Source organism: Marinobacter lipolyticus (assembly GCF_018424605.1).
GTDB classification, from domain to species: Bacteria; Pseudomonadota; Gammaproteobacteria; order Pseudomonadales; family Oleiphilaceae; genus Marinobacter; species Marinobacter lipolyticus_B.
Window position 1 is genome coordinate 1 of the sequence record NZ_QTKT01000017.1, and the last position, 23414, is coordinate 23414.

A 23414-nucleotide genomic window follows, 5' to 3' on the forward strand; every position below is an offset into this window, starting at 1 on the left:
GGCGGAGATCGGGTTTGCCAATCGCATCCGCTGGGACGCCGAACTGAACCTTGACGAATTCAATCCCGGCTACTGGGTGCCGGCTCTGGAAGCCAGTCTCGACGGCGGCATCAACACCCGCGGCCGACTGGATGATAATGGCGAGCCGGAATTGACCGCGGACTGGGACATCTCCGGGCAGTGGCAGCAGGAAACCGCCGTTACCCGGGGCGAGCTGGATGTCGCGGCAGGTACCTGGACCGTGTCTCAGTTAGTCGCGGAGTTGGGCGACAACCGGATTAACGGCGCCGGCCAATGGGGTGAAACGCTGCAGGGAGAGCTCACCGTTAACCTGCCGGATCCCGAAATTTTCCTGCCCGGACTGGCGGGACAGTTGGTGGCTTCGCTGTCGGTGACCGGCGGTACCCCCGAGGATCCCCGGGGCGTGCTGAACCTGCGGGCATCGGATCTGGCGTGGCGGGACGACCTGGCAGTGGAAGTCGTCGAACTGGATGCCGAGCTTGCCGGCGGCCGGTCCGTGGACGCCTCGGCCCGGGCGCAGGATCTCCGGATCGGCGAGCAGAGCCTGGCGGCACTGGCCCTGGGGCTGAGTGGCTCGCCGGATAACCACCGGCTGACGGTTCGCGCTCAGCACGAGGACGCCAACCTCGACGTCGCCCTGTCCGGAGCGGTGAGCAACGCATGGAACAGCTGGCAGGGCGCTCTCGAACGCGGCGAGTTGGCGCTGCCCGGGGTTTCCCAGACCTGGACACTGGATCAGCCGGCGCAGCTTACCTATGGCGCCGATGGCTCGCTCACTCTGGGCGCTCACTGCTGGCGCTGGCAGGACAGCTCTGTCTGCGGTGAGGACCAGTCACTGTTGCCGGAACCGGCGGTGGCCTACCGGATCGAGGATTTCCCCGCATCTGCTTTGCGGCCATTGCTGCCGGAGACCCTGCGCTGGGGCGCCAGCATCGATGCCACCGTGGATCTGGCCATGACCGATCAGGGGCCGGATGGGGTTATAACGTTGGACGCCGGCGCCGGCGATTTCGAACTCCTGGTGCGGGACGAGTGGCAGACCCTCGCCCACGATACCTTGACAGTGAATCTGCAAATGAAGCCGGAGGTGGCCGAAGTTGAGCTGCGGCTTGCCGGCCCCGAGCTCGGGGAGTTCGGCCTCGACTTGTCAGTCGATCCCGCCGCACCGGAGCGGACAGTGTCGGGCGGTTTCTCGCTGACCGGGCTGGATATCGCTCTTGCGGGGGGAATTGCCGGTCTGGAGGAAGTGCAGGGCGAGCTCAACGGTGAAGGTCGGTTATCCGGACCGCTGATGAAGCCCGCAGTGGATGGTGAGATCGCCCTCAGTGGCGGTCGCTTCGTCGATCCTTCCATTCCGATGCCGTTGAATGATGTCGCGCTGGCCCTGCGGCTGAATGGGTATTCCGCCGGCCTGACAGGGCGCTGGACCAGTAACGACCGGAGTACCGGCCAGCTCAAAGGTAACCTGGACTGGTCCGGACCGCCTGCGCTGGAGGTCACCGTGACCGGCGAGCGTCTGCCAGTCACCTACGATCCCTACGCCAGGGTCGAGGTGGCGCCGGATATTACCATCGCGTTCCGGGACGGAGCCCTTTCGGTTCGCGGGCAGGTGGCCGTACCACGGGGTGATATCGAAGTGCGGACCCTGCCTGAGCAGGCCGTATCGGTGTCGGAAGACGAGGTCATCGTCGGTGCCGAGCCCGAGGAGCCTGCACTGCAGTCAATCAATATGGATGTCACCGTGGTGGTCGGTGAAGACACTGTGACGTTCGATGCCTTCGGCGTAACCGGTGATCTGGAAGGTACGTTGCGTATTGGCAACGACATGGACACCCGCGGTGCGCTGCAACTGGTTGATGGCCAATACGAGGCCTACGGCCAGGAGCTCGAGCTTCGCCGGGCGCGCATTGTATTCGTTGGGCCGCTGACCGAACCTTACCTGGATATAGAGGCGATCCGACGAGTGGACACGGTGGTGGCTGGCATCCGCCTGACCGGGCCGGTCAGTGAGCCGGAAACCGAAGTGTTTTCGGAGCCGTCCATGCCGCAGAGCGATGCGCTCTCTTACGTGATTCTCGGTCGAGCCCCGCAGAGTCGGGGTGAAGAGGGGCAAATGAGCCGCGCGGCGCTTTCGCTGGGATTAACGCAGGCCAGCAAGCTCACCCAGGGGCTGGGTGAGGAGCTGGGCATCCGCGAGCTAACCCTGGAGGCGGAGGGCGCCGGTGATGAAGCCTCGGTGGTGGCCAGCGGCTACATTACTGACGAGCTGAGCCTGCGGTATGGCGTCGGCATCTTCGAGCCCATTACCACGGTGGCGCTGCGCTATGATCTGGGGCGTTATTTCTATCTGGAAGCGGCCAGTGGCCTGGCGGCTTCCCTGGATATCTTTTACACGCGGGATTTCTAGTCCAGCGTGAACGTGGCGCTGACGCTGGCCTGCAACTCACGGTCGCCGATTCGGGACACCGCGTCGCCGGCGGATTTCGCTTCGGACATCATCATCGGGACTGGCCGGTGGCCGCCGTTGATGTTGATGGTGACCACCTCGCCGCAGGACATGTCGAGCTCGTTGGCAACAAACTCGCAGCGCGAGCGCGCATCGGCGATCGCTCGTGCCAGGGCCTGTCGTTGAAGATCTGCTTCCTCGGAATGGTAGAAGCTGCCATTGCCAAGGTGATAATCCATGCCCAGTTCCTGCGCCTGCGCGAGCAGCGGGTTGAGCAGCGTCAGATCATCAATCGTAAAGCTGACTGTTTGCGAGGCCACCGCGCGCTGTTCCGGTTCCTCACCGCGTTCCTGGATGGGAAGGGTACGGGTGTATAGGTTGAGGTTGGCGTCGCTGTAGTCGTTCAGTCGATCCCGGTACGGATCGATGGCGTCGCGCCATTGTTGCATCAACCCGTTGACCTTATCGGATGCATTGGCAGCGAGTTTGTCTTCGGCGCTGGCGGTGAATGTCAGGCGGGCGCTGTCCGGGGTGTAGGTCACTGCGCCCTCGCCTGACAGTGTGACTTCACCGGCGTGGGCTGCCAGTGGCAGCAGGGCAGCGGCAAGGCCGGGAATCAGGTGTTTCTTCAGGGATGTAAACATGTCAGATCTCCGTTCTATCGATGGGATAACATCAGGCTGTGGGCAGGGAATCGGCCTCATCCAGTCGCATCAGCTTACGCTCACGTGCGGCATGTACAAAGTGGCTGAAAATGCGGCGGTGTCCGGGATGGTACAGCAGGTACTCGGGATGCCACTGAACCCCCATCCACCACTGCTCACCGGTGCTCTCGATAGCCTGCACAAACCGGTCGTTGTCCAGCGCCACCACCCTCAGGCCGTGACCGAGGCGTTTGATCGCCTGACTGTGTATCCGGTTGGCACCGATGACCGGGCTGTCCATCAGGCGGGCCAGACGGGTGTTGTCTACCAGCCGCACCGTCTGCATCGGCAGCAGCAGCGGGCGGTGGCGGGTATTGACCCGCAGCGGGGTAACGTTCTGGCACAGCGACCCACCGTGGAACACGTTGATAAACTGGGCTCCCCGACAGATACCCAGTACCGGCAGCCTCAGGCGTTGGGCCTCGGCCAGTAAGCGCTGATCGGTCTGGTCGCGGCGGGCATCATAGCGGGCAGTCACGGTTGAGCGCTGACCATAGAGCGACGGATCAACGTGGGTGCCGCCGGACAGCACCAGGCCGTCCAGCAGTGACACATCCACCTTCGATCCCGGGCGGATGTAATGGGTGCGGGCTCCGTGCAGTTTCAGGCCCAGATTGATCAGCCGATGGGCCAGGCTGCGACGCACGGGACCGCTGATGCCAATGGTCAGGCCCGGAAGCTCGGGGGCTTCGCCGGCTTGCTCAGACATAACCCTTGGCGTGCAGCCACCGTTCGCAGGTGTCCGGCCAGCTTTGGGTGAGGTTTTTCAGGCTCAGTTTCCGGCTCTTGCGAAACTCGTCCCGCAGTTCGGCCAGATCGCCGGCGTTGTTGGCCAGCTGCTCCAGTACCACCCAGTCGTTCCATACCGTCGAAAAATGCCATTCCGGATTATCGATGTCGCAGTCCGGCAACCGATAGTGCAGGGTGGGGCGGCTTTTGATGCGTTCGTCCTCCACAAACTCCGCCAGCAGCTCACTGTCGATATGGGCGAACAATGGCAGCAGATCCAGCGCCTTGTTGCGGGTGGGGTTGTACTTCAGGTAGTCCCGCATCAATTGTTCGAAATTCGGCGCGTAGTCATCTTCCATCAGTTTATCGGTGTAGGTGCTGCTCCAGGGCTCGATGTAACTGGTGAACTTGCGGCTGATATCGATCTGGTGGCGGGCTTTCAACCAGTCATAAAGCGCGGCAAAGGACTGCAGGTACCGAACCAGCGTGGGGGCCTCCAGGTCTGGAAGTTCCGGGTTCAGCTGGAGTCCGAAGGCATAATAGATGGCTTCGCGGCTGCCCAGAGCGCCGGCCTTGCGCAGTTCTTCGCACAGGGTTTCGATGCGCTCAAGGGACGAGAAGGGCAGCGGCGGGCTCACAATTTCCAGGGGAACGATCTTCTCGGCAGCGGCGTCTATCACGTCCATCGCCTGGCCGCCCAGCTCCCGCACAGACTCGGGCAGACGCTCATCCTGCAAGTCCAGATCCTTGATCGGGTCGGAGTCCAGTTCAATGGTGAAGGTGCCCAAGTCCGTATCCAGCTCCGCCACATAGCGCGACGCTTCCCTGGCCTTGCCCGACAACAAATTGCCGCTCAAATCCACCAGAGTGCCGTAACTCAGCCCCGAAAGCTCAATCTCAACGCCCACCCGCCGCTCTTCACCGGCTGCGGTTCTCAGAATGTCTGGCATCCTGCATGACTGTGATTCGCTCATTCCTGTGCCTCCACAATAGGTTGCACCTACCTTATCACAGCGCTTGGGTGCACGAACCAGCCGCTGGCTGACAAAAAAGTCAGGAACGGATCTTTACACTGGATAAAACACTGTATATAGTCAATTCACTGTATATAAAAACAGGACTGATAAGGCGATCCCATGAAGCTGACAGCAAGGCAAGGACAGGTACTGGACATCATCCGCCGCTATGTGGATGAAACCGGATATCCCCCGACCCGGGCGGAAATCGCCGCAGAACTGGGTTTTCGGTCGGCTAACGCCGCAGAAGAGCACCTGCGGGCGCTGGCACGCAAAGGGGCCATTGAAATGGTTCCCGGAGCCAGTCGCGGCATTCGTCTGCCGGAAGCAGAGGAGGATCTGGGGTTGCCGGTGATCGGTCAGGTGGCTGCAGGCAGCCCGATCCTGGCCCAGGAGCACATCGAAGATCACTGCACCCTGAAGCCGGACTTTTTCTCACCCTCGGCAGACTACCTGCTGCGCGTACGCGGTATGAGCATGAAGGACATTGGCATTCTTGATGGCGATCTGCTGGCGGTTCACCGCACCCAGGACGTACACAACGGTCAGGTGGTGGTAGCCCGGGTTGGTGACGAAGTCACGGTAAAGCGCTTCCGCAAGGAAGGCGCGAAAGTTCTGTTGATTGCGGAAAACGAGGAGTTTGCCCCGATTGAAGTTGACCTGCGGGAGCAGGAAATTTTTATCGAAGGGCTTGGGGTTGGTGTCATCCGCCGGTCGGACATGCACTGATCCATCACGGTTAACCAGAAGGCGAGGCGCGTCATGGAACAACTCAGCTTTAACCAGAATCTGGCCTATGCACGGCCGGCGTTCGGCTACCAGGCCCCGGGAAAGTCCGCTGTTGTCCGGGCCGGCGCGGCGCGGTCGCGCCGTACTGAGCCTGCCGCTGGCAATGTGACCGAGATCATTCTGCCGGAGGGGCAGGTTGAGAATTTCCAGTTGTTGCTGCCCATGTTGACGCAGCTTAACCAGGAGAAACGCTGGCTTGCCTGGATTGACCCGCCCCAGGCGTTGGTCAGCAAGTGGCAGAAAATGCACGGCATAGTGGCCGGTGAGTTACTGGTGTTGCGGTCGACGGCGGACTATCCGGCACGTGATCTGGCCGAGCGAGCGCTCAGCGCCGGTACCTGCCACGCCGTTGTCATGTGGACCCGCAAGCTGGGCCGTGATGCGCTGCAGGCACTGCAGGAAGCATCCGCCCGAGGAAACAGCCACGGTGTGGTGCTGCGCCAGCGCTGAGTGCGCTGGCAAGTTTTTGCTCAGTGAAGTGTGTAGGACGGCTGAGCTTCCTGCGCGTCCAGTTCTTCGTCTTCCCAGTCGATGTCGTGCGCAACGTTGCCTACAGCTTCAATGCCGGCGGCGATCATCGCCTTGGCCACCGACATATCGCGATCTTCCATCATCTCGCGCGCTTCTGATGAAAACGAAATGCGCACCAGTGGGGCGGCATCGTCATCGATACGGCGCAACGCATAATCGCCATCACTCAGTTGTACGATTTCAAAAAAAGATGGTGACATTCACATAGCCTTTAAGTTGTTTTCCACCCCGGTTGCCGTGCGAATTACCATTCGCTGTGGCGTTCCTCCAGGGTATCAGCAAATTGTTTCAGCGCGTTCAGCGATGCGTAGAGTGCCGATGGAGACCGGTCAGGGCCTGATGCCGCGGCGATCGCAATGATGTTCTCCGCGCTTACCGTTTTACGGGTTGCCGGTGGTCTGCCCTGCGCAGCGTCCAGTTGATCCAGGTGCTGCCACCAGCTGCCAGCTTCCCCGGCCAGCGCCTGTAACGCCTCGGTTTCCGGTACCTCTTCGCCAACCAGCTGGATCAGCGCTTCCAGGGATTCCGGCTCGCTATTTCTGTGCTGGTAGAAGCGGGCAATCATCACCAGCAGCAGGCGCCGGGCTCGCAGTGTCAGCTCAATCGCCCCCTGGATCAGTGCCTCACGCTCCAGCGCCGACTCATCCCCGGCTTGCCCGCTATCGGCCCGGCCCGTCAGCGTTCTGGCCATGAACAGCTTTTGAGAAACCAGTGAGTACCACTGTGACGCCATGATTACCTGCCAACCACGTCGGTCGGCCGACGCATGAAAAAGGGTGTTCTTCAGATTGATTCGTCAGTCTACCATTTTCAGCCGCGGATTTCCTCCCTCGTGTTGGTACCTATGGGTTTAACAAGAAAACACAAACATTCACTTGAAACGGTCGTTTGAATTTGGCAAAAAGGCCGCCCGCTGAACGGGATTTGAACAATTAAGGGAGGTGACTTGGGGATGCGTAAGCATATAGTTACGGGGATTGCGTTGGCCTTGCTGGCGTCCTCTGGTGGTGCAGCAGCAGCCGTGTCTGGGGCGGAAGCCCAGAAGCTGGGAAATGAGCTGACTCCTGTCGGCGCCGAAAAGGCCGCCAATGCTTCCGGCAGCATTCCGGAATGGACCGGTGGTCTGGTCACCCCGCCCGTGGACTGGCGCCGCGGTGAGGTAGAGACCAACCCGTTCCCCGACGACAAGCCCCTGTTCGTGATCAACGCCAGCAATCTGGACCTGTACCGTGACAAGCTCACCGACGGCCACATCGCGATGGTCGAGCAGTATGGCCCGGATTTCTTCATGCCGGTGTATCAGACCCGTCGCACCGCCGCCTACCCGGAGCACGTGTACGGCAAGTTCCGCGAGAACGCGGTGTCTGCGGAGCTGCTGGATAATGGCAACGGTGTGCGCAACACCATCATGACCAGCCCCTTCCCGATCCCCAAAAACGGTCTGGAGGTGATCTGGAATCACATCCTTCGCTACCGGGGTGAAGAAATCGCGTTTCGTAGCGCGTCGGCAACGCCGCAGGTGAACGGGTCGTTCAACCAGGTGGTGAACGACTACGATTACTTCATCGCCTACAGTCGCCGTGGCGCAGATCTCGCCGATATTGACAACAAGATCTTCTACCTGAAGACCGATACCATTGCGCCGTCCAACCTCGCGGGCACCATCACACTGGTGCATGAAACCCTCGATCAGATTCGTTCACCGCGTCTGGCCTGGCGCTATGATTCCGGTTCCCGCCGCTTGCGGCGCTCGCCCAATCTCGCGTATGAGACCGATCTGCCGAACTCTTCGTCCCTGCGTTCGGTGGACCAGAAAGACATGTACAACGGTGCGCCCAACCAGTACGACTGGGAGCTGAAAGGCAAGCGAGAGGTTTTCCTGCCTTACAACGCCTACAAGCTGCACGATGCCGACGTGAAGCCGGAAGACGTCATACGCCCGGGCCACATCAATCAGGAGCTGGCCCGCTATGAGCTGCATCGGGCATGGGTGATCGAGGCGACGCTACGAACCGGGATCAGCCATATCTATTCCCGTCGCGTGTTCTACGTGGATGAGGACAGCTGGCAGATCCTGGCGTCCGAGGAATACGACGCCGAGGGCAACCTGTGGCGCGTGTCCGAGGCTCACAATATTAGTTTCTACAGTGAACCGGTGTTCTGGACCACGATGGAAATGACGTATGATCTGAAGTCAGAACGTTATTACATCGATGGTCTTGACGACGGATTCGCAGCGTACGACTTTGCGCCCGGTTTCCGTGGCAACCAGTTCAGCGCGTCTGCCGCTCGTCGGGCGGCGCGCCGATAACTGCCTGCCGGGCGGGGTGACCGCGCCGCCATCGAGCCACCACCATGACAACAGGGGACTGACTCTATGGCCGCGACCCCGCCACACATGCAAGCCTTGGATCATCTGATTCACGCGCTGGAAGAGTCGCTGAACGACCGCGACTGGGATCGTCTGGCGGAACTGAACAGTGAGGTCCGCGCAACGGTTGAGCCGGTCATGGCCCAGCTGGAGTCGGGGGAGCTCGACGCCGAGCTGGTCAGGGAGCGGCTGGCCCGACTACAGACCTTCTGCGATGCGGCAAGCGCGGGAGCGTCTGAGGCCAGGAGTGAAGCGGAACAGGCGCTGAAAGGTGTCAACCGTAACCGCAGTGCAGCAAGAGCCTATCAAAACGTTTCAACAAACCGTCCCAAATAGCGTCATAAAATTGACTCTCGCGCTCTTACAGTCTTAAATACCGCACAAATCCTTCGAGAGATTCTAGTGGATGTCTAAGAACAACAAAGTGCTGGTGCTGAGTGATGATGAATTACGCTGTCGCGATATCGTCACCATCCTGGATTTCATTGGTGAAGAGCAGGTGCTGGCTGGCGATGAGGCCGGGGCGCTGCTGGCCAATGGCGATGACGAGGCTCTGGCTTCGGTAGCGGTGGCCTTGCTGGACGGTGAAAGTGCCAGCATCCGTGAAAACGTGACCGAGGTGTGCGGCAAGCTCAAAGGCGTACCGGTACTGATGGTTGGCGACCCGGCGCTCAAGGGCGTGGCAGATGACGTTCTCGGCCGCATCATTGCCCGCATGAGCTGGCCGCTGAATTACACCAAGTTCGTCGACTCCCTGTACCGCGCGCAGATTTACCGGGACCAGTTTACCCACTCCCAGGAGCGCGGCCAGCAGCGAGGTCTGCAGCTGTTTCGCAGTCTGGTGGGTACCAGCCGCCGGGTACAAACGGTGCGCCAGCTGATGCAGCAGGTGGCGGACAAGGAGGTCAGCGTGCTGATCACCGGGGAATCCGGCACCGGCAAGGAAGTGGTCGCGCGCAATCTGCATTACCACTCCGCTCGCCGTGAGAAGCCGTTTGTTCCGGTCAACTGCGGCGCCATCCCGGGTGAGCTGCTGGAAAGCGAACTGTTCGGCCACGAGAAGGGCGCGTTTACCGGCGCCATCACCTCTCGGGTCGGGCGCTTTGAAATGGCCGAGGGCGGCACCCTGTTCCTCGATGAGATCGGGGACATGCCCCTGAACATGCAGGTGAAGATTCTGCGGGTTCTGCAGGAGCGTACCTTTGAGCGCGTGGGCAGTAACCGCACCATCTCTGCCGATGTGCGCATCATCGCCGCGACCCACAAGAACCTCGAAGACATGATCGAAGCGGGCGACTTCCGCGAAGACCTCTACTACCGCCTCAACGTATTTCCCATTGAAATGCCGGCACTGCGGGAGCGGGTAGAAGACATTCCGTTGCTGATCAATGAATTGATTTCCCGGATGGAAAAGGAGAAGCGCGGATCCCTGCGCCTGAATTCCGCCGCCATCATGAGCCTGTGCCGTCACGACTGGCCCGGCAACGTCCGGGAGCTGGCGAACCTGGTTGAGCGTCTGGCGATCATGCACCCCTATGGCGTGATCGGTGTTCAGGAACTGCCCAAGAAGTTCCGCTACGTGGACGACTACGACGAGAACCGCCCGGTAGAGGATTCCGGCATGCCTTCCAGCGTGCCCGGGCTGATCGGACTGGATGCCCCGGCACTGCTGCCGGTCAACGGTATCGATCTCAAGGATTATCTGTCGAACCTCGAGAAGCAGTTGATCCAGCAAGCCCTGGACGAAGCCGGGGGCGTGGTGGCTCGCGCGGCCGAGAAATTGCGGATACGCCGGACCACACTGGTGGAGAAAGTGCGCAAGTACGGCCTGCGTGAGGAAGAGGAATCGGAAGATTCCTGAAGAACGATGTTTCAGCAGCGGTGCCGGCCCGGGGGCTTGCCCCGGGGCAGCCGCTGAATCCCGCGTCAAAGCTTCGTAGCCCCATCGCCGTTAACCGCTTCAGACCGACATAAAACCGTCGTTTCACGAAAATTACGTTTCCTTCATTACTGAAAATAAAGCAAAAAACCAAGTTGGCATGATGCTGGCTTATCCCCCTGCAAACAAACCATCGAAAGAGTTTGACCCGGTGCCCGGGTGAGTCAGGGGACGCGTTTATGAGTCAGCTACAATTTGTTGTTCAGCCTTCCGCCAACACGGCCCAGGCCAATGCGGCGGCGGATGTTAACGACAAGGTCACGGCCCTGTTTCCACAGCAGGACGACGCAGCGGTGGGGTCGGCGCTGGATCTGTTCAATCAGATGTCGCGTCAGATTACCGACTCCTATCGCACCCTCGAGTCCCGTGTAAACCAGCTGTCTGGCGAACTGACCGCGGAATCGCTGCAGCGCCAGCAGGAGCTGGAAGAGAAAGAACAGCTCGCGGACCGGTTATCCACGCTGCTCACCGCGCTGCCCGCAGGCGTTGTGGTACTGGATAAGCAAGGCGTCGTTACCCAGACCAATCCGGCTGCCATCAGTCTGCTCGGTGAGCCGCTGGACGGCGAGCGCTGGGTCGATGTGATTCGCCGCTGCTTTGCGCCGCGCCGCGACGACGGTCATGAAGTGTCCCTCAAGGACGGCCGTCGCGTCAGTATTGAAATCCGCACAATGGAAAACCAGCCGGGTCAGTTGATCCTGTTGACCGACCTGACGGAAACCCGCCACTTGCAGGCCCAGCTTGCGCACGCCCAGCGTCTCTCTGCGATGGGCAAGATGGTGGCGTCGCTCGCCCATCAGATTCGCACGCCGTTGTCGGCTGCCATTCTCTACGGTGGTCACCTCAGCCAGGACGATCTGGACGAAGAGATGCGCCAGCGCTGCACCAGCCGCCTGATGTCACGCCTGACTCACCTGGAGCAGCAGGTAAGGGACATGCTCATATTTGCCCGTGGCGAAACCCGGCTGGCAGAGGAGCTCTCTGCAGAAACTCTGGTCAGCGCCATCGGTTCGGCCCTGGACGGTCTCAAGCTTGCACCGGGTGTGGACGTGCGCCTCGACAGTCATGTCAGTGACAGCCGGCTGATGTGCAACCGCGATGCGCTGGTCGGGGCCTGCTCCAATCTGGTGAACAACAGTATCGAGTCCGGCGCTACCGCCGTGGTGGTTCAGCTCTTCCCGGCTGGCGGAGAGCTGGTGATCCGGGTGGCCGATAACGGCCCCGGGTTCGAGGCGGATCAGGCCACTCAGCTGATGGAAGCTTTTTACACCACCAAGTCCCACGGTACCGGACTGGGTCTGGCCGTGGTGCAGGCGGTGGTCAAGGCGCATCAGGGGCGCTTTGCCATTGAGTCGCCGGAGCAGGGCGGAGCCGTGGCGACCTTGACCCTGCCGCTGGTTGGAAAATAACGAACAGTCATTGGAGGCAACCATGGCCAAAGCCCAGATTCTGATAGTTGAAGATGACCACGATCTGCGCGAAGCGCTGGTAACGACGCTCGAGCTGGCAAAGTTCCGCGTGCGCGAAGCGGCGAACGCGGAACAGGCACTGGCCCGCCTTGCGGAATCTCCGGTGGATATGGTGGTCAGCGACGTAAATATGCCCGGGCTGTCCGGCCATGAGTTGCTGGCAGAGGTTCAGCGCCTGTACCCGGGGCTGCCGATGATGCTGATCACCGCCTATGGCCAGATCAGCCATGCGGTTTCCGCCATGCAATCCGGCGCGATTGACTATCTGGTCAAGCCGTTCGAGCCCCAGGTTCTGGTGGAAGCGGTGACCAAAGTAGTGGGTGGCGTCCGTTCCCGAACCGGTGATGAGCCGGTGGCGGAAGATCCGATCAGCAAGCGCATGTTCCAGCTGGCGACGAAAGTGGCCGGCAGTGATTCCACGGTGATGATCTCCGGCGAAAGCGGCACGGGCAAGGAAGTGCTGGCGCGGTACATCCACCAGCAATCACCGCGCGCGGATCAGCCATTTATTGCGATTAACTGCGCCGCCATTCCCGAGAACATGCTCGAGGCGATCCTCTTTGGCCACGAAAAAGGCGCCTTCACCGGCGCGGTGGCCTCGTCGCCGGGTAAATTCGAGCAGGCTAACGGCGGTACCATCCTGCTGGATGAGATTTCCGAGATGGATCTGGGCCTGCAATCCAAGTTGCTGCGGGTGTTGCAGGAGCGGGAAGTGGAGAGGGTCGGTGGGCGCAAGACCATTGCCCTGGATGTACGCGTGGTCGCAACCACCAACCGGGATCTCGGGGATTACGTCCGCGAAGGCAAGTTCCGTGAGGATCTGTACTACCGGCTGACGGTGTTTCCCATGCATTGGCAGCCCCTGCGGGAGCGGGTGCTGGATATCATGCCGCTGGCCACCGCGCTGCTGAAAAAACACTGCCGCAAGATGAAGCTCACCGGCATCGGTTTTGCTGAAGATGCCCGCAATGCGCTGATGAGCCACCCCTGGCCTGGTAATGTGCGGGAGCTGGATAACGCGATCCAGCGCGCACTGGTCTTGCACCAGGGCAATGTCATCCACGCCGGCGATCTGTGCCTGGAGCTTGGCATCACCGGACGGGTCGATGGCAGCGGCCCAGCCCCGGGCCCGGCTTCCCTTGGCATTACAGAGCGTGTGGCGGACCCGCTGGCCTTGACCGAATCCGCGCAGAGCGCCGAGCCGGCCCCTGTGCCCATGGAAGCCGACGACGCTGGCGCGGCGTCATTGGGCGATGATCTGCGGCAGCAGGAGTTCCGTATCATTATCAGCACGCTGAAAAAGGAGCGCGGTCGCCGTAACCGGGCCGCCGAGCAACTGGGTATCAGCCCTCGGACCCTTCGCTACAAGCTGGCCCAGATGCGCGATGCCGGCATTGACCTGGATTCAGAGCTGGCCATGGCCTGATCAGCGTGGTCTCCATACTGCTTGGATACGTCTTGCAAGGCACCTACGGGTGCCTTTTTTTCTGTCAAATCCCCGTCACCGCTGCCTGATTCTTGCTTTGTCCTATATCTAAAGTAATGAAAAAAAAGAAATAAATCGTGTTGGCCTGCACTTTGCTTTTACCCGGGTAACAGAATGAGAATTCAGTGGATGGTGTTCAGACACGCCACTCCGGGGAGTCAGTTATGGTCGAACGTGCAGATATAAACAACGTGCTGTCGGAAATCCGCAACATGCGTTCGCAGATGATGCAGAACCAGCGCGTGGAGCAGGACAACGATATTCGCGGCCGGATCGATGGGCCGCAGCGGGTCGAAAAAAGCTCCGAAACCCCGAGTTTTGGCGACATGCTCAGCAAGGCCGTGGGTAGCGTGAATGAGCTGCAGCAGACCTCCAGTGATATGCGTACCGCGTACGACATGGGTGATCCCAATGTGGACATCACCCGCGTCATGATTGCCTCGGAAAAAGCCTCTGTCTCCTTCGAAGCCCTCACTCAGGTACGTAACCGGGTGGTGAAGGCTTACGAAGACATCATGAACATGCCGGTATAATAGCGGAGCAACCTCATGGCCAGCGTATCTGCAGAAAACGCCAACATGCCGGCAGCGGCGGAAAGCAGCGACAATGAAGGTCGCAGTGACCTGATGTTCGGGTTCAACCGTCTGAATCTGCTGCGTCAGGTGGGCCTGATGGTCGGGCTGGCCGCCAGCGTTGCGCTGGGCGTGGCGGTTGTGCTGTGGGCTCAGGAGCCCAATTATCAGCCGGTGGTCGGCGACATGTCCGGGTACAACCCCCAGGACGTTACCTCGATTCTCGACCAGAGCGGCATCACCTATCGCATGGATCCCCGCACCGGCGCGCTGCTGGTGCCTTCGGACGAAGTGTATAACGCCCGGCTCAGGCTGGCCGCCGAAGGGGTGACCGACGAGCAGACCATGGGCTATGAGCTGCTGGATCAGGACCGGGGTCTCGGCACCTCCCAGTTTATGGAAACCGTGAGCTTCCGCCGCGGCCTTGAGGGTGAGCTGGCGCGCACCATCGCCGCCATGCGTGGGGTCCGGTCCGCGCGGGTTCACCTGGCCATTCCCGAGCGTTCGGTGTTCGTTCGTGACGCCCGCACGCCGACCGCCTCCGTGTTCCTGGACGTTTTTGCCGGCCGCAAACCCGAGAAAGAACACATTGCCGCCATCGTCAACCTGGTGGCCGGCAGCATTCCGGAGATGAATAAAGAAAACGTCACCGTGGTCGACCAGAGCGGCAACCTGCTGACGGGGCGCAAAGAAGACAGCACCAGCCGCCAGATCAAGGATCAGTATGATTACACCACGCGCGTGGAAGAGCGGCTGACCCGCCGGCTGGCGTCGCTGGTGGGACCGATCGTGGGTGACGGGCGCTTTCGTGCGGAAGTGACCGCCGATCTCGATTTTTCGTCGGTGGAACAGGCGGAAGAGCTGTTCAATCCCGAGCAACAGGCTATTCGCAGTGAGCGGGAAATGACCGAAGAGCGCACCGGTGGCGGTGTCGGCGGCATTCCCGGCGCGCTGGCGAACCAGCCCCCGGCCGACGCGCAGGTGCCCGAGCAGGTGGAAGGCGAGGACGGAGAGCCCGCGCCGCAGCCGGTCAATGTGCGCCGCGAGGCCACCCGAAATTACGAAATGGACCGTACCGTCAGCTACATTCGCCAGGAACTGGGCCGGGTCAAGCGCCTGACCGTGGCGCTGGCGGTAGACGATATGAAAGTGGTGGACCCGCAAACCGGCGAGGTCAGCTACGAGCCCTGGCCGGAACAGGAACTGCAGCGTCTGAACATGCTGGTGCGCGATGCCGTGGGCTATTCCGCCGCAAGGGGTGACAGCGTCACGGTGATGAACACCGCCTTTGCGGCCGAGGAGCAGATCGAGTTCGAGACGCCGGGTTTCTGGGAACAGCCCTGGTTCTGGGATCTGATGAAGCAGGTGCTGGCCGGGCTGGTCATCCTGGTTCTGGTGCTTGGCTTGCTGCGTCCGACCCTCAAGAGTCTGTCCGGTGCTGGCCGCAACGAGCGCCGTGACGATTCCGATGACGACAGCTATGGTGCACTGGAAGGCGTTGAGGGTGGCGACGCTCTGCGCCAGGCCATGTCGACCCAGGACGAGTTGCTTTTGCCGGGTGCCACAGACAGCTATGATAGGCAGTTGAATGCACTGAAAGGCCTGATTGCCGAAGACCCGGCCAGGGTGGCTCAGGTGATGCGCCAGTGGGTGAATGTCGATGACTGAAGAAAGCAACCGTCCGGCGGAAATGGCCCAGCAGGCGCCGCAAAAACCGCAACGCAAGATTCCCCGGGTTGAGCAGGCCGCGATCCTGCTGATGTCCCTGGGCGAGGCAGACGCCGCGGAAGTGCTGAAGCACATGGGGCCGAAAGAGGTTCAGCGGGTTGGTGTGGCCATGGCGCAGATGAAGGACGTCAGCAAGGACGACGTAACCTTCGTGCTCAATCAGTTTGTCGACGCCGTAGGCGGCCAGACCGGCCTCGGCGTCGGGAATGACGACTACATCCGCAGCATGCTGACCCAGGCGCTGGGGGACGACAAGGCCTCCAGTCTGATCGATCGCATCCTGATCGGTGGCAACACCACTGGCCTGGATACCCTGAAGTGGATGGAGCCCCGTGCGGTAGGGGATATCATCCGCTACGAGCACCCACAGATTCAGGCCATCGTGATTTCCTATCTGGACCCGGATCAGGCAGCGGAGATTCTGGGTACCCTCGACGACAAGGTGCGCCTTGACGTGATGATGCGCGTGGCCTCGCTGGAAAGCATTCAGCCCCAGGCGCTGCAGGAGCTTAACAACATTCTCGAGAAGCAGTTCTCCGGCGGCTCCGCGGCCCAGACCAGTCGCATTGGCGGCGTCAAGCGCGCGGCCGACATCATGAACTTCATGGATCGCAGCATTGAGGGCGGGCTGATGGACTCCATCAAGGATATGGACCCGGATCTGGCGTCCACCATTGAGGATCTGATGTTCGTCTTTGATAACCTCAAAGACATCGACGACCGCGGCATTCAGGCGCTGCTGCGCGAAGTGTCGTCCGAGGTGCTGGTGGTGGCGTTGAAAGGGGCCGACGACGGCGTTCAGGACAAGATCTTCAAGAACATGTCGAAGCGGGCCGCGGAATTGCTGCAGGATGATCTGGAGGCCAAGGGGCCGGTGCGGGTCAGCGAAGTGGAAGCGGCCCAGAAAGACATCATTACCATTGCGCGGCGCATGGCGGAGGCCGGTGAGATTACCCTCGGTGGCGCCGGCGAAGAAATGATGTGATGAAAGACTCCGATAAGAGCCTCAACCGCATTCCCAAGGAACAGCTCACGGCGTATGAACGCTGGGAGCTGCCCCTGCTTGATGCCCGTGGCAATGAGGTGGCGCGGGAGGAAGAGCGAGACGTCAAACCCCTGACCGCCGCCGATATAGAAGCCATTCGCCAGGCCGCGCGGGAAGATGGTCATGCCGAAGGCCGTGATGCAGGGTATCAGGCAGGGTTCAGCGAAGGTCGGGAGCAGGGTCATCAGGAGGGCCTCGAGGCCGGTTTTGCCGAAGGCCGCGCCGAGGGCGAGGCCACGGGGCTGGAGCAGACCCGCAAAGAAATGGAATCTCGCATCGACCGACTGGAACACCTGTTGGGTGAATTGCTGGTACCGATCCGTCGTCACGAAGACGAGCTGGAAACGGCCCTGGTGAATCTCACCACGGTGCTCGCCCGTGCCGTGCTGTACCGTGAACTTTCCATGGATTCCTCACAGATTCAGCAGGTGGTGCGCAAGGCGATGGCCGCACTGCCTTCCACCAGCGACAACGTTCGCATTCACGTCCATCCGGACGACGCCCAATGGGTCAACGAGGTGGCCGGGCGCTTTGAGGCCACCAGTTCGGTGATTGAAGACGACACCATCCTGCCGGGAGGCTGCAAGCTGGAGACCCGCCACAGTCTGGTGGATTTCACCGTGGAGAAACGCTTTCAGAAAGCCGTCCAGAGCATGTTGGATCAGCAGCTTGGTCACGATGAGAGCGGCGACAGCGAAGGGCTGGACGCAATGATGGACGATCTCACCGACTTCCACCGGGACGTACTGGCGTCAGAGGACGACACCGACGATGGCAGTGCCGGCGACCAAGACGAGGACGAAGGCGATGACCAGAAACCTGGCTGATCGCCTCGACCGTTTTCAGGGATTTCTCGATCAGGAACCGGAACCCGAGCTGTCCGGCCGGCTGACCCGCATGGTGGGGTTGACCCTGGAATGCGTCGGCTGCCCCATGGTGGTGGGGGATCGTTGTGTCATTCAGGGGCAGGGTACTGGCAGTGTGGAAGCGGAAGTGGTCGGCTTCGAGGACGATCGCGTCTATCTGATGCCCCTGACCGCCATTGAGGGTCTGCGTCCCGGCGCAAGAGTAGTGCCGCTGTCCGTTGCCAGCCGCGTGCCGGTCGGGCCGCAGTTGCTGGGCCGGGTGGTGGATGGCAGTGGTGAGCCGCTGGACGGCAAGGGGCCGTTGCACGCCGAGGCCCGGGTGTCCCTCAGTGGCGACATCATCAACCCACTGGACCGCGCGCCCGTGCGGAAATCGATGGACGTGGGCATCCGCGCCATCAACTCGTTGATGACCGTCGGTCAGGGCCAGCGCCTGGGTCTGTTTGCCGGCAGCGGTGTCGGTAAGAGTATGTTGCTGGGGATGATGACCCGGTTCACCGATGCCGATATCACCGTGGTCGGGCTGATCGGTGAGCGGGGCCGCGAGGTCAAGGAATTCATCGAGGACATTCTCGGTGACGAGGGCCTTGCCCGCTCGGTGGTGGTGGCGTCGCCGGCGGACGATTCCCCGCTGATGCGTTTGCGTGCGGCCATGCTGACCACCCGCATTGCCGAGTATTACCGCGATCAGGGCAAACGTGTGCTGCTGCTGATGGATTCGCTTACCCGCTATGCCCAGGCCCAGCGCGAAATTGCCCTGGCCGTGGGCGAACCGCCTGCCACCAAGGGCTACCCGCCCTCGGTGTTCGCCAAGTTGCCCCAGCTGGTGGAGCGCACCGGCAACGGCCGCCCCGGCGGCGGCTCCATCACCGCGTTTTACACGGTGCTGACCGAGGGGGACGATCAGCAGGACCCCATCGCCGATGCCGCCCGCGCCATTCTGGATGGGCACATTGTGCTGTCCCGCCGTCTGGCCGAGGAGGGACATTACCCCGCCATCGATGTGGAAGCCTCCATCAGCCGGGTGATGCCCCAGGTTACCGAACTGGAGCATTTTGCCCGTGCTCAGCGGTTCAAGCAGGTCTACTCCCGCTATCAACAGGCGCGGGATCTGATCAGCGTTGGCGCCTACGTCAAGGGCTCCGACCCGGAAACCGACTTCGCCATGACCCACATCGGCAACATGCGGCAGTTCCTGCAACAGGGCCTGAACGAGAGCTCGCCCCTGGCCGAAAGCATCGAACAGCTGCTGGCGGTGGTGCCGGAACGGCGGTCGCCGGACCGCTTGAAGTCCAGCGTACCCAGTCACGGCGGCGGGGCTGAATAATGCTGCGTTCGCGCCGACTGGCGGTGGTCCTGACCCTGGAAGAGCGCAAGGAACAGGAAGCCCTGGAGAAAATGGGCGAGGCGCGCAGACAGGTCGAGGCCCAGCAGCAACAGATCAATGATCTGGACCGTTACCAGCAGGAATACCGCGATCAGATTCGAAGCAACCAGCAGGGCGTGGTGTCGGTGACCCGCTTGCAGGCCTGGCAGGCGTTCATCTCCCAGCTGGACCAGGTTCTGCGCCAGCAGCACAGGCAACTGGAACTGCTGGAGCAACGGCTTGAGGAAGCCCGCCGTGAATGGCAGGCCGCCTGGGAACGACGGCGGGGGATGGAGAAATACATTGAGTCCTGCCGGTCGCAGGAGCAACGTGAGCGCGACCTGAAGGAGCAGAAGCTGGCGGATGAGGCGGCGGGTCGCGCCTTTGTTCGCCGTCGCCGTTAGTGGCGTTTCGATTTGACCATCAATGCTGGATGCAAATCGGTGCTTGTGAGCTATTCTTATCGGTGAGAAGCCCAATCGGTCATTTCCCACGGAGGATCAGGAATGCCTATTCAGACGCGTCGCAGCGAAGACGGTCGCACCCTGACCATCAAAATTGAGGGGCGCTTTGATTTCAGCACCCATCAGGCTTTCCGTGACGCCTACGAGCATGGTGATCAGGAGGTGAAAGGCTACGTGGTTGACCTGTCTGATACCACCTACCTCGACAGTTCCGCGCTGGGCATGTTATTACTTCTGCGCGACTATGCCGGCGGTGACAATGCCAGCATCCTCATCGAAAACTGCAACAGCGATGTGCGCCGTATCCTTGCCATCTCCAATTTTGAGCAGTTGTTTGCCATTCGCTGACCGGCGACGTTAACCCCTCGGGAGGCGCGATGTGGAGGACGCACAATCCGGCAACCAGCCACTCAGAATCCTGATTGCCGACGACAGCGACAGCGACCGCCTTATTCTGCAAGCCATGCTGCGGCGACTTGGCCACGAGGTGGTCGAGGCCGCCAACGGCGGTGAAGCGGTTGAGCGGTTCCGGCACGCCAGCCCCCAGATCGTTCTGCTGGACGCCGTCATGCCCGGGATGGATGGCATGGAGGCGGCGCGGCAGATCAAGGCGCTGGCGGGCGAGCGGCTGGTACCGCTCATTTTCCTGACTTCACTGTCCGATGCCGACGCGCTCGCCCGATGCCTGGAGGCCGGGGGGGACGACTTTCTCACCAAACCCTACAATCGCGTGATCATCGAGGCGAAAATCAACGCCTTCAACCGCATGCGGCTGATGCATGAAACCCTCAGCCATCAGCGCGACCTGATCCACGAGCAGCATCGCAAGCTGACCGAGGAGCAGGAGGTGGCCAAGCGTGTGTTTGAGAATGTCGCCCATACCGGTTGCCTGGACGCCGGCAGCATCCGCTACCACGCCTCGCCGATGTCGATCTTCAACGGCGACATCCTGTTCGCCTGCCCACGGCCCGACGGCGGCATCCAGATTCTGATCGGCGACTTTACCGGCCACGGGCTACCGGCGGCGATCGGCGCGATGCCGGTGGCCGAGATCTTCTACGGCATGACGTCCAAGGGGTTCAGTGCCAGCGATGTGCTGCGTGAGATAAACCAGAAGCTGAAACGTATTCTGCCTGCCGGCATGTTCTGTTGTGCCGCATTGATACAGGCGGACTTTGCGCTGAACCAGGTCCAGGTATGGAATGGCGGGCTGCCCGATGGCTGGATTATCCGCGGTGATGGCGAACGGCTGGCGATGCCGTCGGCCCACCTGCCCCTTGGGGTGCTCGACAGCCACCGTTTTGACGCGGCCATGGCCATTCTGCAAACCAGCCCCGGCGACACCCTGATGTTTATGACCGACGGCGTGCTGGAAGCCGCAAGTGCGGACGGCGACATGTTCGGCGACGCCGGAGTATCGGCGGCGCTGCAGGGCCGGCGTGACGGTCAGACGCCCTTTGAAGCGGTGATCGATAGGCTCTGTGAGTTTTCCGGCGGTCGCCTGGAGCAGGACGACCTGACGCTGGTGACCTTGCAAATGGCCGAGGGCGGTGCCCTGGAGGGGCTTTCTGACCGGCTGCAGTTGTCGGCCCTCGAGGGGCCGGCGGAGTGGCGCTGCACCTATGAAATCCGCGACCGCACGCTGGGGCAGTTCAGCCCGTTGCCCCTGCTGCTGCACATCTGCATGGAGGTGCCGGGGCTGCGGCGGCGCAGCGGCGAAATCTACACCCTGCTGTCGGAGCTTTACACCAACGCGCTGGAGCATGGCATTCTAGGCCTGCCCTCGGAGTGGAAGGCAACGGCGGAAGGCTTCGGCCGCTATTACGAGGAGCGTGAACGGCGGCTTAACGATATCAGCGAGCACTACATTCGTTTCAGCCTCACCCACACCATGACCGACTATGGTGGCCGGCTGGTTGTGGTCTGTGAGGACAGCGGGCACGGTTTTGATTACCACCAGCACCGCCAGCCATCTGGCAGCGGCCACGGGTACGCCGGCCGTGGCCTCATGTTGCTGCACCGTCTGGCGGGCCCGTTGACCTTCAGGGAACGGGGCAACCACGTTGAAATTGTATATGATTGGCATTTTTCAGAGGCCGGCAAGACCGACGATGCGGCCGTTCACAAACCGGGGGTTAGTCATGAATGACAGACCACACCTTGATGAAGAAGCCCTGGCTGAGCTTCAGGATGTGATGGATGAGGAGTTTGATGTACTGATTCACACCTACCTCAGCGATTCTGCCGAGCGTATCTCGTCGTTACGTTCAGCGCTGGACGAAGGGGATGCCGACGCCCTGTCCAGAACCGCACACAGTTTCAAGGGCAGCTGTCTCAATATCGGCGCGCCGCGGCTCGGCGCCTTATGCATGGAGGTGGAAGAGGCCGGAAGGGCGTCCCGCCTGTCTGCTCTGGAGCCATTGCTGGCAAGCATCGAGTCAGAGTTTCGCCAGGTTCGACAGGGGCTTGAACGCTTTCTGGCGGATTGAGCGGTCGGTGAGGGGAGAGTGGCATCGCTTTTGCTGTAACTCAGGAAACGAGACGGTATTTGCATTCCAAACCTGAAAAGCGGCAAGAGGTTGCCATGTCCCAGATGGTTCTACCACCAACCCCGGCTCCCGGCGCGCAGCCCGAAACCGGCAGCAAGAAGCCGGCGGGCGGCGAAAAATCCGGAGAGAGTCATTTTGATTCAGTCTCCCGCGCGGAACAGAAGCGCCTCGATCAGAAACAGGCCGATCGCAGGGCCAGGGCGGACGCCACCGAGCAGGCTCGTTCCCGGCCCGACGAGCGGCCGGAACGGGCGGTTGACGACAAGAAAAGCGCAAACGCGGACCGCAGCGGTCGCAAGGACGAGGCGAAGACCAATCCGGCGGCGGAAAGCGGCACCACGATGGCGGACGCCGACGACGCGGAGCTCGCCACTGGCGGGGTCGCCGAGGTGGACTTGCCGGACGAACTGACCACACTGACATTCGCCGATCTGCAGGCGCTGATGGCGCCGGCTGCGGGTGCGGCAGGGGGCACGACCGCTGCCGGCAGCCAGACACCCGGGATGCAGGGGCTGGCCGGGGTGCTTGCAGGGTTGCCGGGCATGAAAGGGGTTATCCCCGGTCAGCCCGCTGAGGCTACCGGTAAAGCGAACGGCCAATCGATCGGTTTTCAGTTTTCTGAAGCGCTGAGTGCGCTGACCGGCGAATCGGGCCGCCCTCAGGACAGCACCTCGCTGTTGGCGTCCGGGCGCATTCAGACGCTGGCGGACGCCACCGGCCAGCAGCTGGCCAACGCCGCCGGGAAGCTGGCCCCTGACACGGCCACCGGGCTTCGCGGTTATGCGACCTCTGTGGATGTACCCGTGGGGCACGCGGAGTGGGGTGACAAGCTGGTGGGCAAGCTGACCTGGCTGACCGCAAACAAGCTTTCTGTGGCGGAAATCCATCTGACGCCACCGGATATGGGGCCGATGGAAGTGCGGGTCCAGGTCCAGCAGGAACAGGCCAATATCACCGTTCACGCTGCCAACCCGGCGGTTCGTGATCAACTGGAACTGCACAGCCATCGTCTGCGCGACATGCTCAGTGAACACGGGCTGTCGCTGGAGCAGTTTGACGTTGCCGATTCGCCGCAGCAGCAGGCCGATGGGCAGGACGCTGGCGGGGAGGGTGAACGTTCCAGCGCCGGGGAATCGGAGCTGGCGGCCGCCGATAGCGACGATCTGGATGGTGTTGCCGGTGAACTGGACCTAACCTGGAAAGGCGAGGTCGATATCTTCGCCTGATACCATGACGGGGCCTGTTGGCCCCGTTCCCGATTGCCCTTTGCCCATCCCTCCGCACAACGCTAAACTGCTGGTCTGTATCAGGCAGTCCGGCCTT

Annotated in this window: 23 protein-coding genes; 18 read left to right on the top strand and 5 right to left on the bottom strand. The window is 61.4% G+C overall.

Features of this window, described 5'->3' with window-relative positions:
- Window positions 1–2428 (top strand): translocation/assembly module TamB domain-containing protein (locus DYI22_RS16600; protein WP_213479174.1); only part of this gene is annotated, 2428 nt, incomplete at its 5' end.
- On the opposite strand, the gene DYI22_RS16605 is transcribed toward DYI22_RS16600, so the two are convergent.
- Genes DYI22_RS16605 through DYI22_RS16615 form a run of 3 tightly spaced genes read right to left on the bottom strand, consistent with a single transcriptional unit; the run spans window position 2425 to window position 4874 of the window.
- Entirely contained in the window at window positions 2425–3111 is a 687-nt protein-coding gene (locus DYI22_RS16605; protein WP_213479175.1) for an SIMPL domain-containing protein, read from the bottom strand. The genes DYI22_RS16600 and DYI22_RS16605 overlap by 4 nt on opposite strands.
- A 31-nt stretch (window positions 3112–3142) precedes the next feature.
- Window positions 3143–3880 carry a gamma-glutamyl-gamma-aminobutyrate hydrolase family protein gene (locus DYI22_RS16610; RefSeq protein ID WP_213479176.1) on the bottom strand — a complete coding sequence of 246 codons (738 nt, stop codon included), beginning with the start codon at window positions 3878–3880 and terminating at the stop codon, window positions 3143–3145.
- Window positions 3873–4874: an amidoligase family protein gene (locus DYI22_RS16615; protein ID WP_213479177.1), complete on the bottom strand. Its 1002-nt coding sequence runs from the start codon at window positions 4872–4874 to the stop codon at window positions 3873–3875. Before DYI22_RS16615 ends, DYI22_RS16610 begins: the two co-directional genes overlap by 8 nt.
- A gap of 162 nt (window positions 4875–5036) precedes the next feature.
- On the opposite strand from DYI22_RS16615, the gene lexA reads away from it, so the two are divergent.
- Together lexA and DYI22_RS16625 are read left to right on the top strand one after the other, a co-directional pair.
- Complete coding sequence (gene lexA / locus DYI22_RS16620; protein WP_213479178.1) at window positions 5037–5645, top strand: transcriptional repressor LexA; 609 nt, start codon at window positions 5037–5039, stop codon at window positions 5643–5645.
- Window positions 5646–5678: 33 nt separating this feature from the next.
- Window positions 5679–6155: a cell division inhibitor SulA gene (locus DYI22_RS16625; protein WP_213479179.1), complete on the top strand. Its 477-nt coding sequence runs from the start codon at window positions 5679–5681 to the stop codon at window positions 6153–6155.
- Window positions 6156–6175: 20 nt separating this feature from the next.
- Here DYI22_RS16625 and DYI22_RS16630 read toward each other — a convergent pair whose 3' ends face one another.
- On the bottom strand, window positions 6176–6436 hold the full coding sequence (locus tag DYI22_RS16630; RefSeq protein ID WP_213479180.1) for a hypothetical protein: 261 nt from the start codon (window positions 6434–6436) through the stop codon (window positions 6176–6178).
- Between the two features lie 44 nt (window positions 6437–6480).
- The gene (locus DYI22_RS16635) at window positions 6481–6969 is read right to left on the bottom strand and encodes a DUF6586 family protein (protein WP_213479181.1); all 489 of its coding nucleotides are present in this window, start codon (window positions 6967–6969) and stop codon (window positions 6481–6483) included.
- Window positions 6970–7188: 219 nt separating this feature from the next.
- On the opposite strand from DYI22_RS16635, the gene DYI22_RS16640 reads away from it, so the two are divergent.
- The 15 genes from DYI22_RS16640 (at window position 7189) to DYI22_RS16710 (ending at window position 23317) form a co-directional block, all read left to right on the top strand.
- Complete coding sequence (locus DYI22_RS16640) at window positions 7189–8547, top strand: DUF1329 domain-containing protein (protein WP_213479182.1); 1359 nt, start codon at window positions 7189–7191, stop codon at window positions 8545–8547.
- Window positions 8548–8613: 66 nt separating this feature from the next.
- Window positions 8614–8943: an SOS cell division inhibitor gene (locus DYI22_RS16645; protein WP_213479183.1), complete on the top strand. Its 330-nt coding sequence runs from the start codon at window positions 8614–8616 to the stop codon at window positions 8941–8943.
- 70 nt (window positions 8944–9013) lie between these two features.
- Window positions 9014–10468: a sigma-54 dependent transcriptional regulator gene (locus DYI22_RS16650; protein WP_213479184.1), complete on the top strand. Its 1455-nt coding sequence runs from the start codon at window positions 9014–9016 to the stop codon at window positions 10466–10468.
- Between the two features lie 257 nt (window positions 10469–10725).
- Complete coding sequence (locus tag DYI22_RS16655; protein WP_213479185.1) at window positions 10726–11955, top strand: sensor histidine kinase; 1230 nt, start codon at window positions 10726–10728, stop codon at window positions 11953–11955.
- A 22-nt stretch (window positions 11956–11977) separates the two neighbouring features.
- Window positions 11978–13441, top strand: a complete 1464-nt coding sequence (locus DYI22_RS16660; RefSeq protein WP_213479186.1) for a sigma-54-dependent transcriptional regulator — start codon at window positions 11978–11980, stop codon at window positions 13439–13441.
- Between the two features lie 224 nt (window positions 13442–13665).
- The gene (gene fliE, locus DYI22_RS16665; RefSeq protein ID WP_213479187.1) at window positions 13666–14034 is read left to right on the top strand and encodes a flagellar hook-basal body complex protein FliE; all 369 of its coding nucleotides are present in this window, start codon (window positions 13666–13668) and stop codon (window positions 14032–14034) included.
- A gap of 15 nt (window positions 14035–14049) precedes the next feature.
- Window positions 14050–15741, top strand: a complete 1692-nt coding sequence (gene fliF / locus DYI22_RS16670) for a flagellar basal-body MS-ring/collar protein FliF (protein WP_213479188.1) — start codon at window positions 14050–14052, stop codon at window positions 15739–15741.
- A gap of 22 nt (window positions 15742–15763) precedes the next feature.
- Entirely contained in the window at window positions 15764–16786 is a 1023-nt protein-coding gene (fliG, locus tag DYI22_RS16675) for a flagellar motor switch protein FliG (protein WP_228301102.1), read from the top strand.
- Window positions 16786–17673, top strand: coding sequence for a flagellar assembly protein FliH (locus DYI22_RS16680; RefSeq protein ID WP_213479190.1), 888 nt, complete (start codon window positions 16786–16788; stop codon window positions 17671–17673). The genes fliG and DYI22_RS16680 overlap by 1 nt, the downstream gene beginning before the upstream one ends.
- Window positions 17654–19039 carry a flagellar protein export ATPase FliI gene (gene fliI, locus DYI22_RS16685; protein ID WP_213479191.1) on the top strand — a complete coding sequence of 462 codons (1386 nt, stop codon included), beginning with the start codon at window positions 17654–17656 and terminating at the stop codon, window positions 19037–19039. The genes DYI22_RS16680 and fliI overlap by 20 nt, the downstream gene beginning before the upstream one ends.
- Entirely contained in the window at window positions 19039–19482 is a 444-nt protein-coding gene (gene fliJ, locus DYI22_RS16690) for a flagellar export protein FliJ (protein ID WP_213479192.1), read from the top strand. The genes fliI and fliJ overlap by 1 nt, the downstream gene beginning before the upstream one ends.
- 102 nt (window positions 19483–19584) lie before the next feature.
- Entirely contained in the window at window positions 19585–19890 is a 306-nt protein-coding gene (locus tag DYI22_RS16695; RefSeq protein WP_213479193.1) for an STAS domain-containing protein, read from the top strand.
- Window positions 19891–19921: 31 nt separating this feature from the next.
- Window positions 19922–21691 (top strand): SpoIIE family protein phosphatase, encoded by a 1770-nt coding sequence (locus DYI22_RS16700; protein ID WP_213479194.1) that lies wholly within the window; start codon window positions 19922–19924, stop codon window positions 21689–21691.
- Window positions 21684–22031 (top strand): Hpt domain-containing protein, encoded by a 348-nt coding sequence (locus DYI22_RS16705; protein ID WP_213479195.1) that lies wholly within the window; start codon window positions 21684–21686, stop codon window positions 22029–22031. The genes DYI22_RS16700 and DYI22_RS16705 overlap by 8 nt, the downstream gene beginning before the upstream one ends.
- A 95-nt stretch (window positions 22032–22126) precedes the next feature.
- Entirely contained in the window at window positions 22127–23317 is a 1191-nt protein-coding gene (locus tag DYI22_RS16710; RefSeq protein WP_213479196.1) for a flagellar hook-length control protein FliK, read from the top strand.
- The last annotated feature ends 97 nt before the right edge of the window (window positions 23318–23414 follow it).

Excerpts from the sequence above, each read along its gene's own strand:
- DYI22_RS16605 (WP_213479175.1), bottom strand. The coding sequence starts at position 3,111 with ATGTTTACATCCCTGAAGAAACACCTGATTCCCGGCCTTGCCGCTGCC.
- DYI22_RS16610 (WP_213479176.1), bottom strand. The coding sequence starts at position 3,880 with ATGTCTGAGCAAGCCGGCGAAGCCCCCGAGCTTCCGGGCCTGACCATT.
- DYI22_RS16615 (WP_213479177.1), bottom strand. The coding sequence starts at position 4,874 with ATGAGCGAATCACAGTCATGCAGGATGCCAGACATTCTGAGAACCGCA.
- lexA (WP_213479178.1), top strand. The coding sequence starts at position 5,037 with ATGAAGCTGACAGCAAGGCAAGGACAGGTACTGGACATCATCCGCCGC.
- DYI22_RS16625 (WP_213479179.1), top strand. The coding sequence starts at position 5,679 with ATGGAACAACTCAGCTTTAACCAGAATCTGGCCTATGCACGGCCGGCG.
- DYI22_RS16630 (WP_213479180.1), bottom strand. The coding sequence starts at position 6,436 with ATGTCACCATCTTTTTTTGAAATCGTACAACTGAGTGATGGCGATTAT.
- DYI22_RS16635 (WP_213479181.1), bottom strand. The coding sequence starts at position 6,969 with ATGGCGTCACAGTGGTACTCACTGGTTTCTCAAAAGCTGTTCATGGCC.
- DYI22_RS16640 (WP_213479182.1), top strand. The coding sequence starts at position 7,189 with ATGCGTAAGCATATAGTTACGGGGATTGCGTTGGCCTTGCTGGCGTCC.
- DYI22_RS16645 (WP_213479183.1), top strand. The coding sequence starts at position 8,614 with ATGGCCGCGACCCCGCCACACATGCAAGCCTTGGATCATCTGATTCAC.
- DYI22_RS16650 (WP_213479184.1), top strand. The coding sequence starts at position 9,014 with ATGTCTAAGAACAACAAAGTGCTGGTGCTGAGTGATGATGAATTACGC.
- DYI22_RS16655 (WP_213479185.1), top strand. The coding sequence starts at position 10,726 with ATGAGTCAGCTACAATTTGTTGTTCAGCCTTCCGCCAACACGGCCCAG.
- DYI22_RS16660 (WP_213479186.1), top strand. The coding sequence starts at position 11,978 with ATGGCCAAAGCCCAGATTCTGATAGTTGAAGATGACCACGATCTGCGC.
- fliE (WP_213479187.1), top strand. The coding sequence starts at position 13,666 with ATGGTCGAACGTGCAGATATAAACAACGTGCTGTCGGAAATCCGCAAC.
- fliF (WP_213479188.1), top strand. The coding sequence starts at position 14,050 with ATGGCCAGCGTATCTGCAGAAAACGCCAACATGCCGGCAGCGGCGGAA.
- fliG (WP_228301102.1), top strand. The coding sequence starts at position 15,764 with ATGGCCCAGCAGGCGCCGCAAAAACCGCAACGCAAGATTCCCCGGGTT.
- DYI22_RS16680 (WP_213479190.1), top strand. The coding sequence starts at position 16,786 with ATGAAAGACTCCGATAAGAGCCTCAACCGCATTCCCAAGGAACAGCTC.
- fliI (WP_213479191.1), top strand. The coding sequence starts at position 17,654 with ATGACCAGAAACCTGGCTGATCGCCTCGACCGTTTTCAGGGATTTCTC.
- fliJ (WP_213479192.1), top strand. The coding sequence starts at position 19,039 with ATGCTGCGTTCGCGCCGACTGGCGGTGGTCCTGACCCTGGAAGAGCGC.
- DYI22_RS16695 (WP_213479193.1), top strand. The coding sequence starts at position 19,585 with ATGCCTATTCAGACGCGTCGCAGCGAAGACGGTCGCACCCTGACCATC.
- DYI22_RS16705 (WP_213479195.1), top strand. The coding sequence starts at position 21,684 with ATGAATGACAGACCACACCTTGATGAAGAAGCCCTGGCTGAGCTTCAG.
- DYI22_RS16710 (WP_213479196.1), top strand. The coding sequence starts at position 22,127 with ATGTCCCAGATGGTTCTACCACCAACCCCGGCTCCCGGCGCGCAGCCC.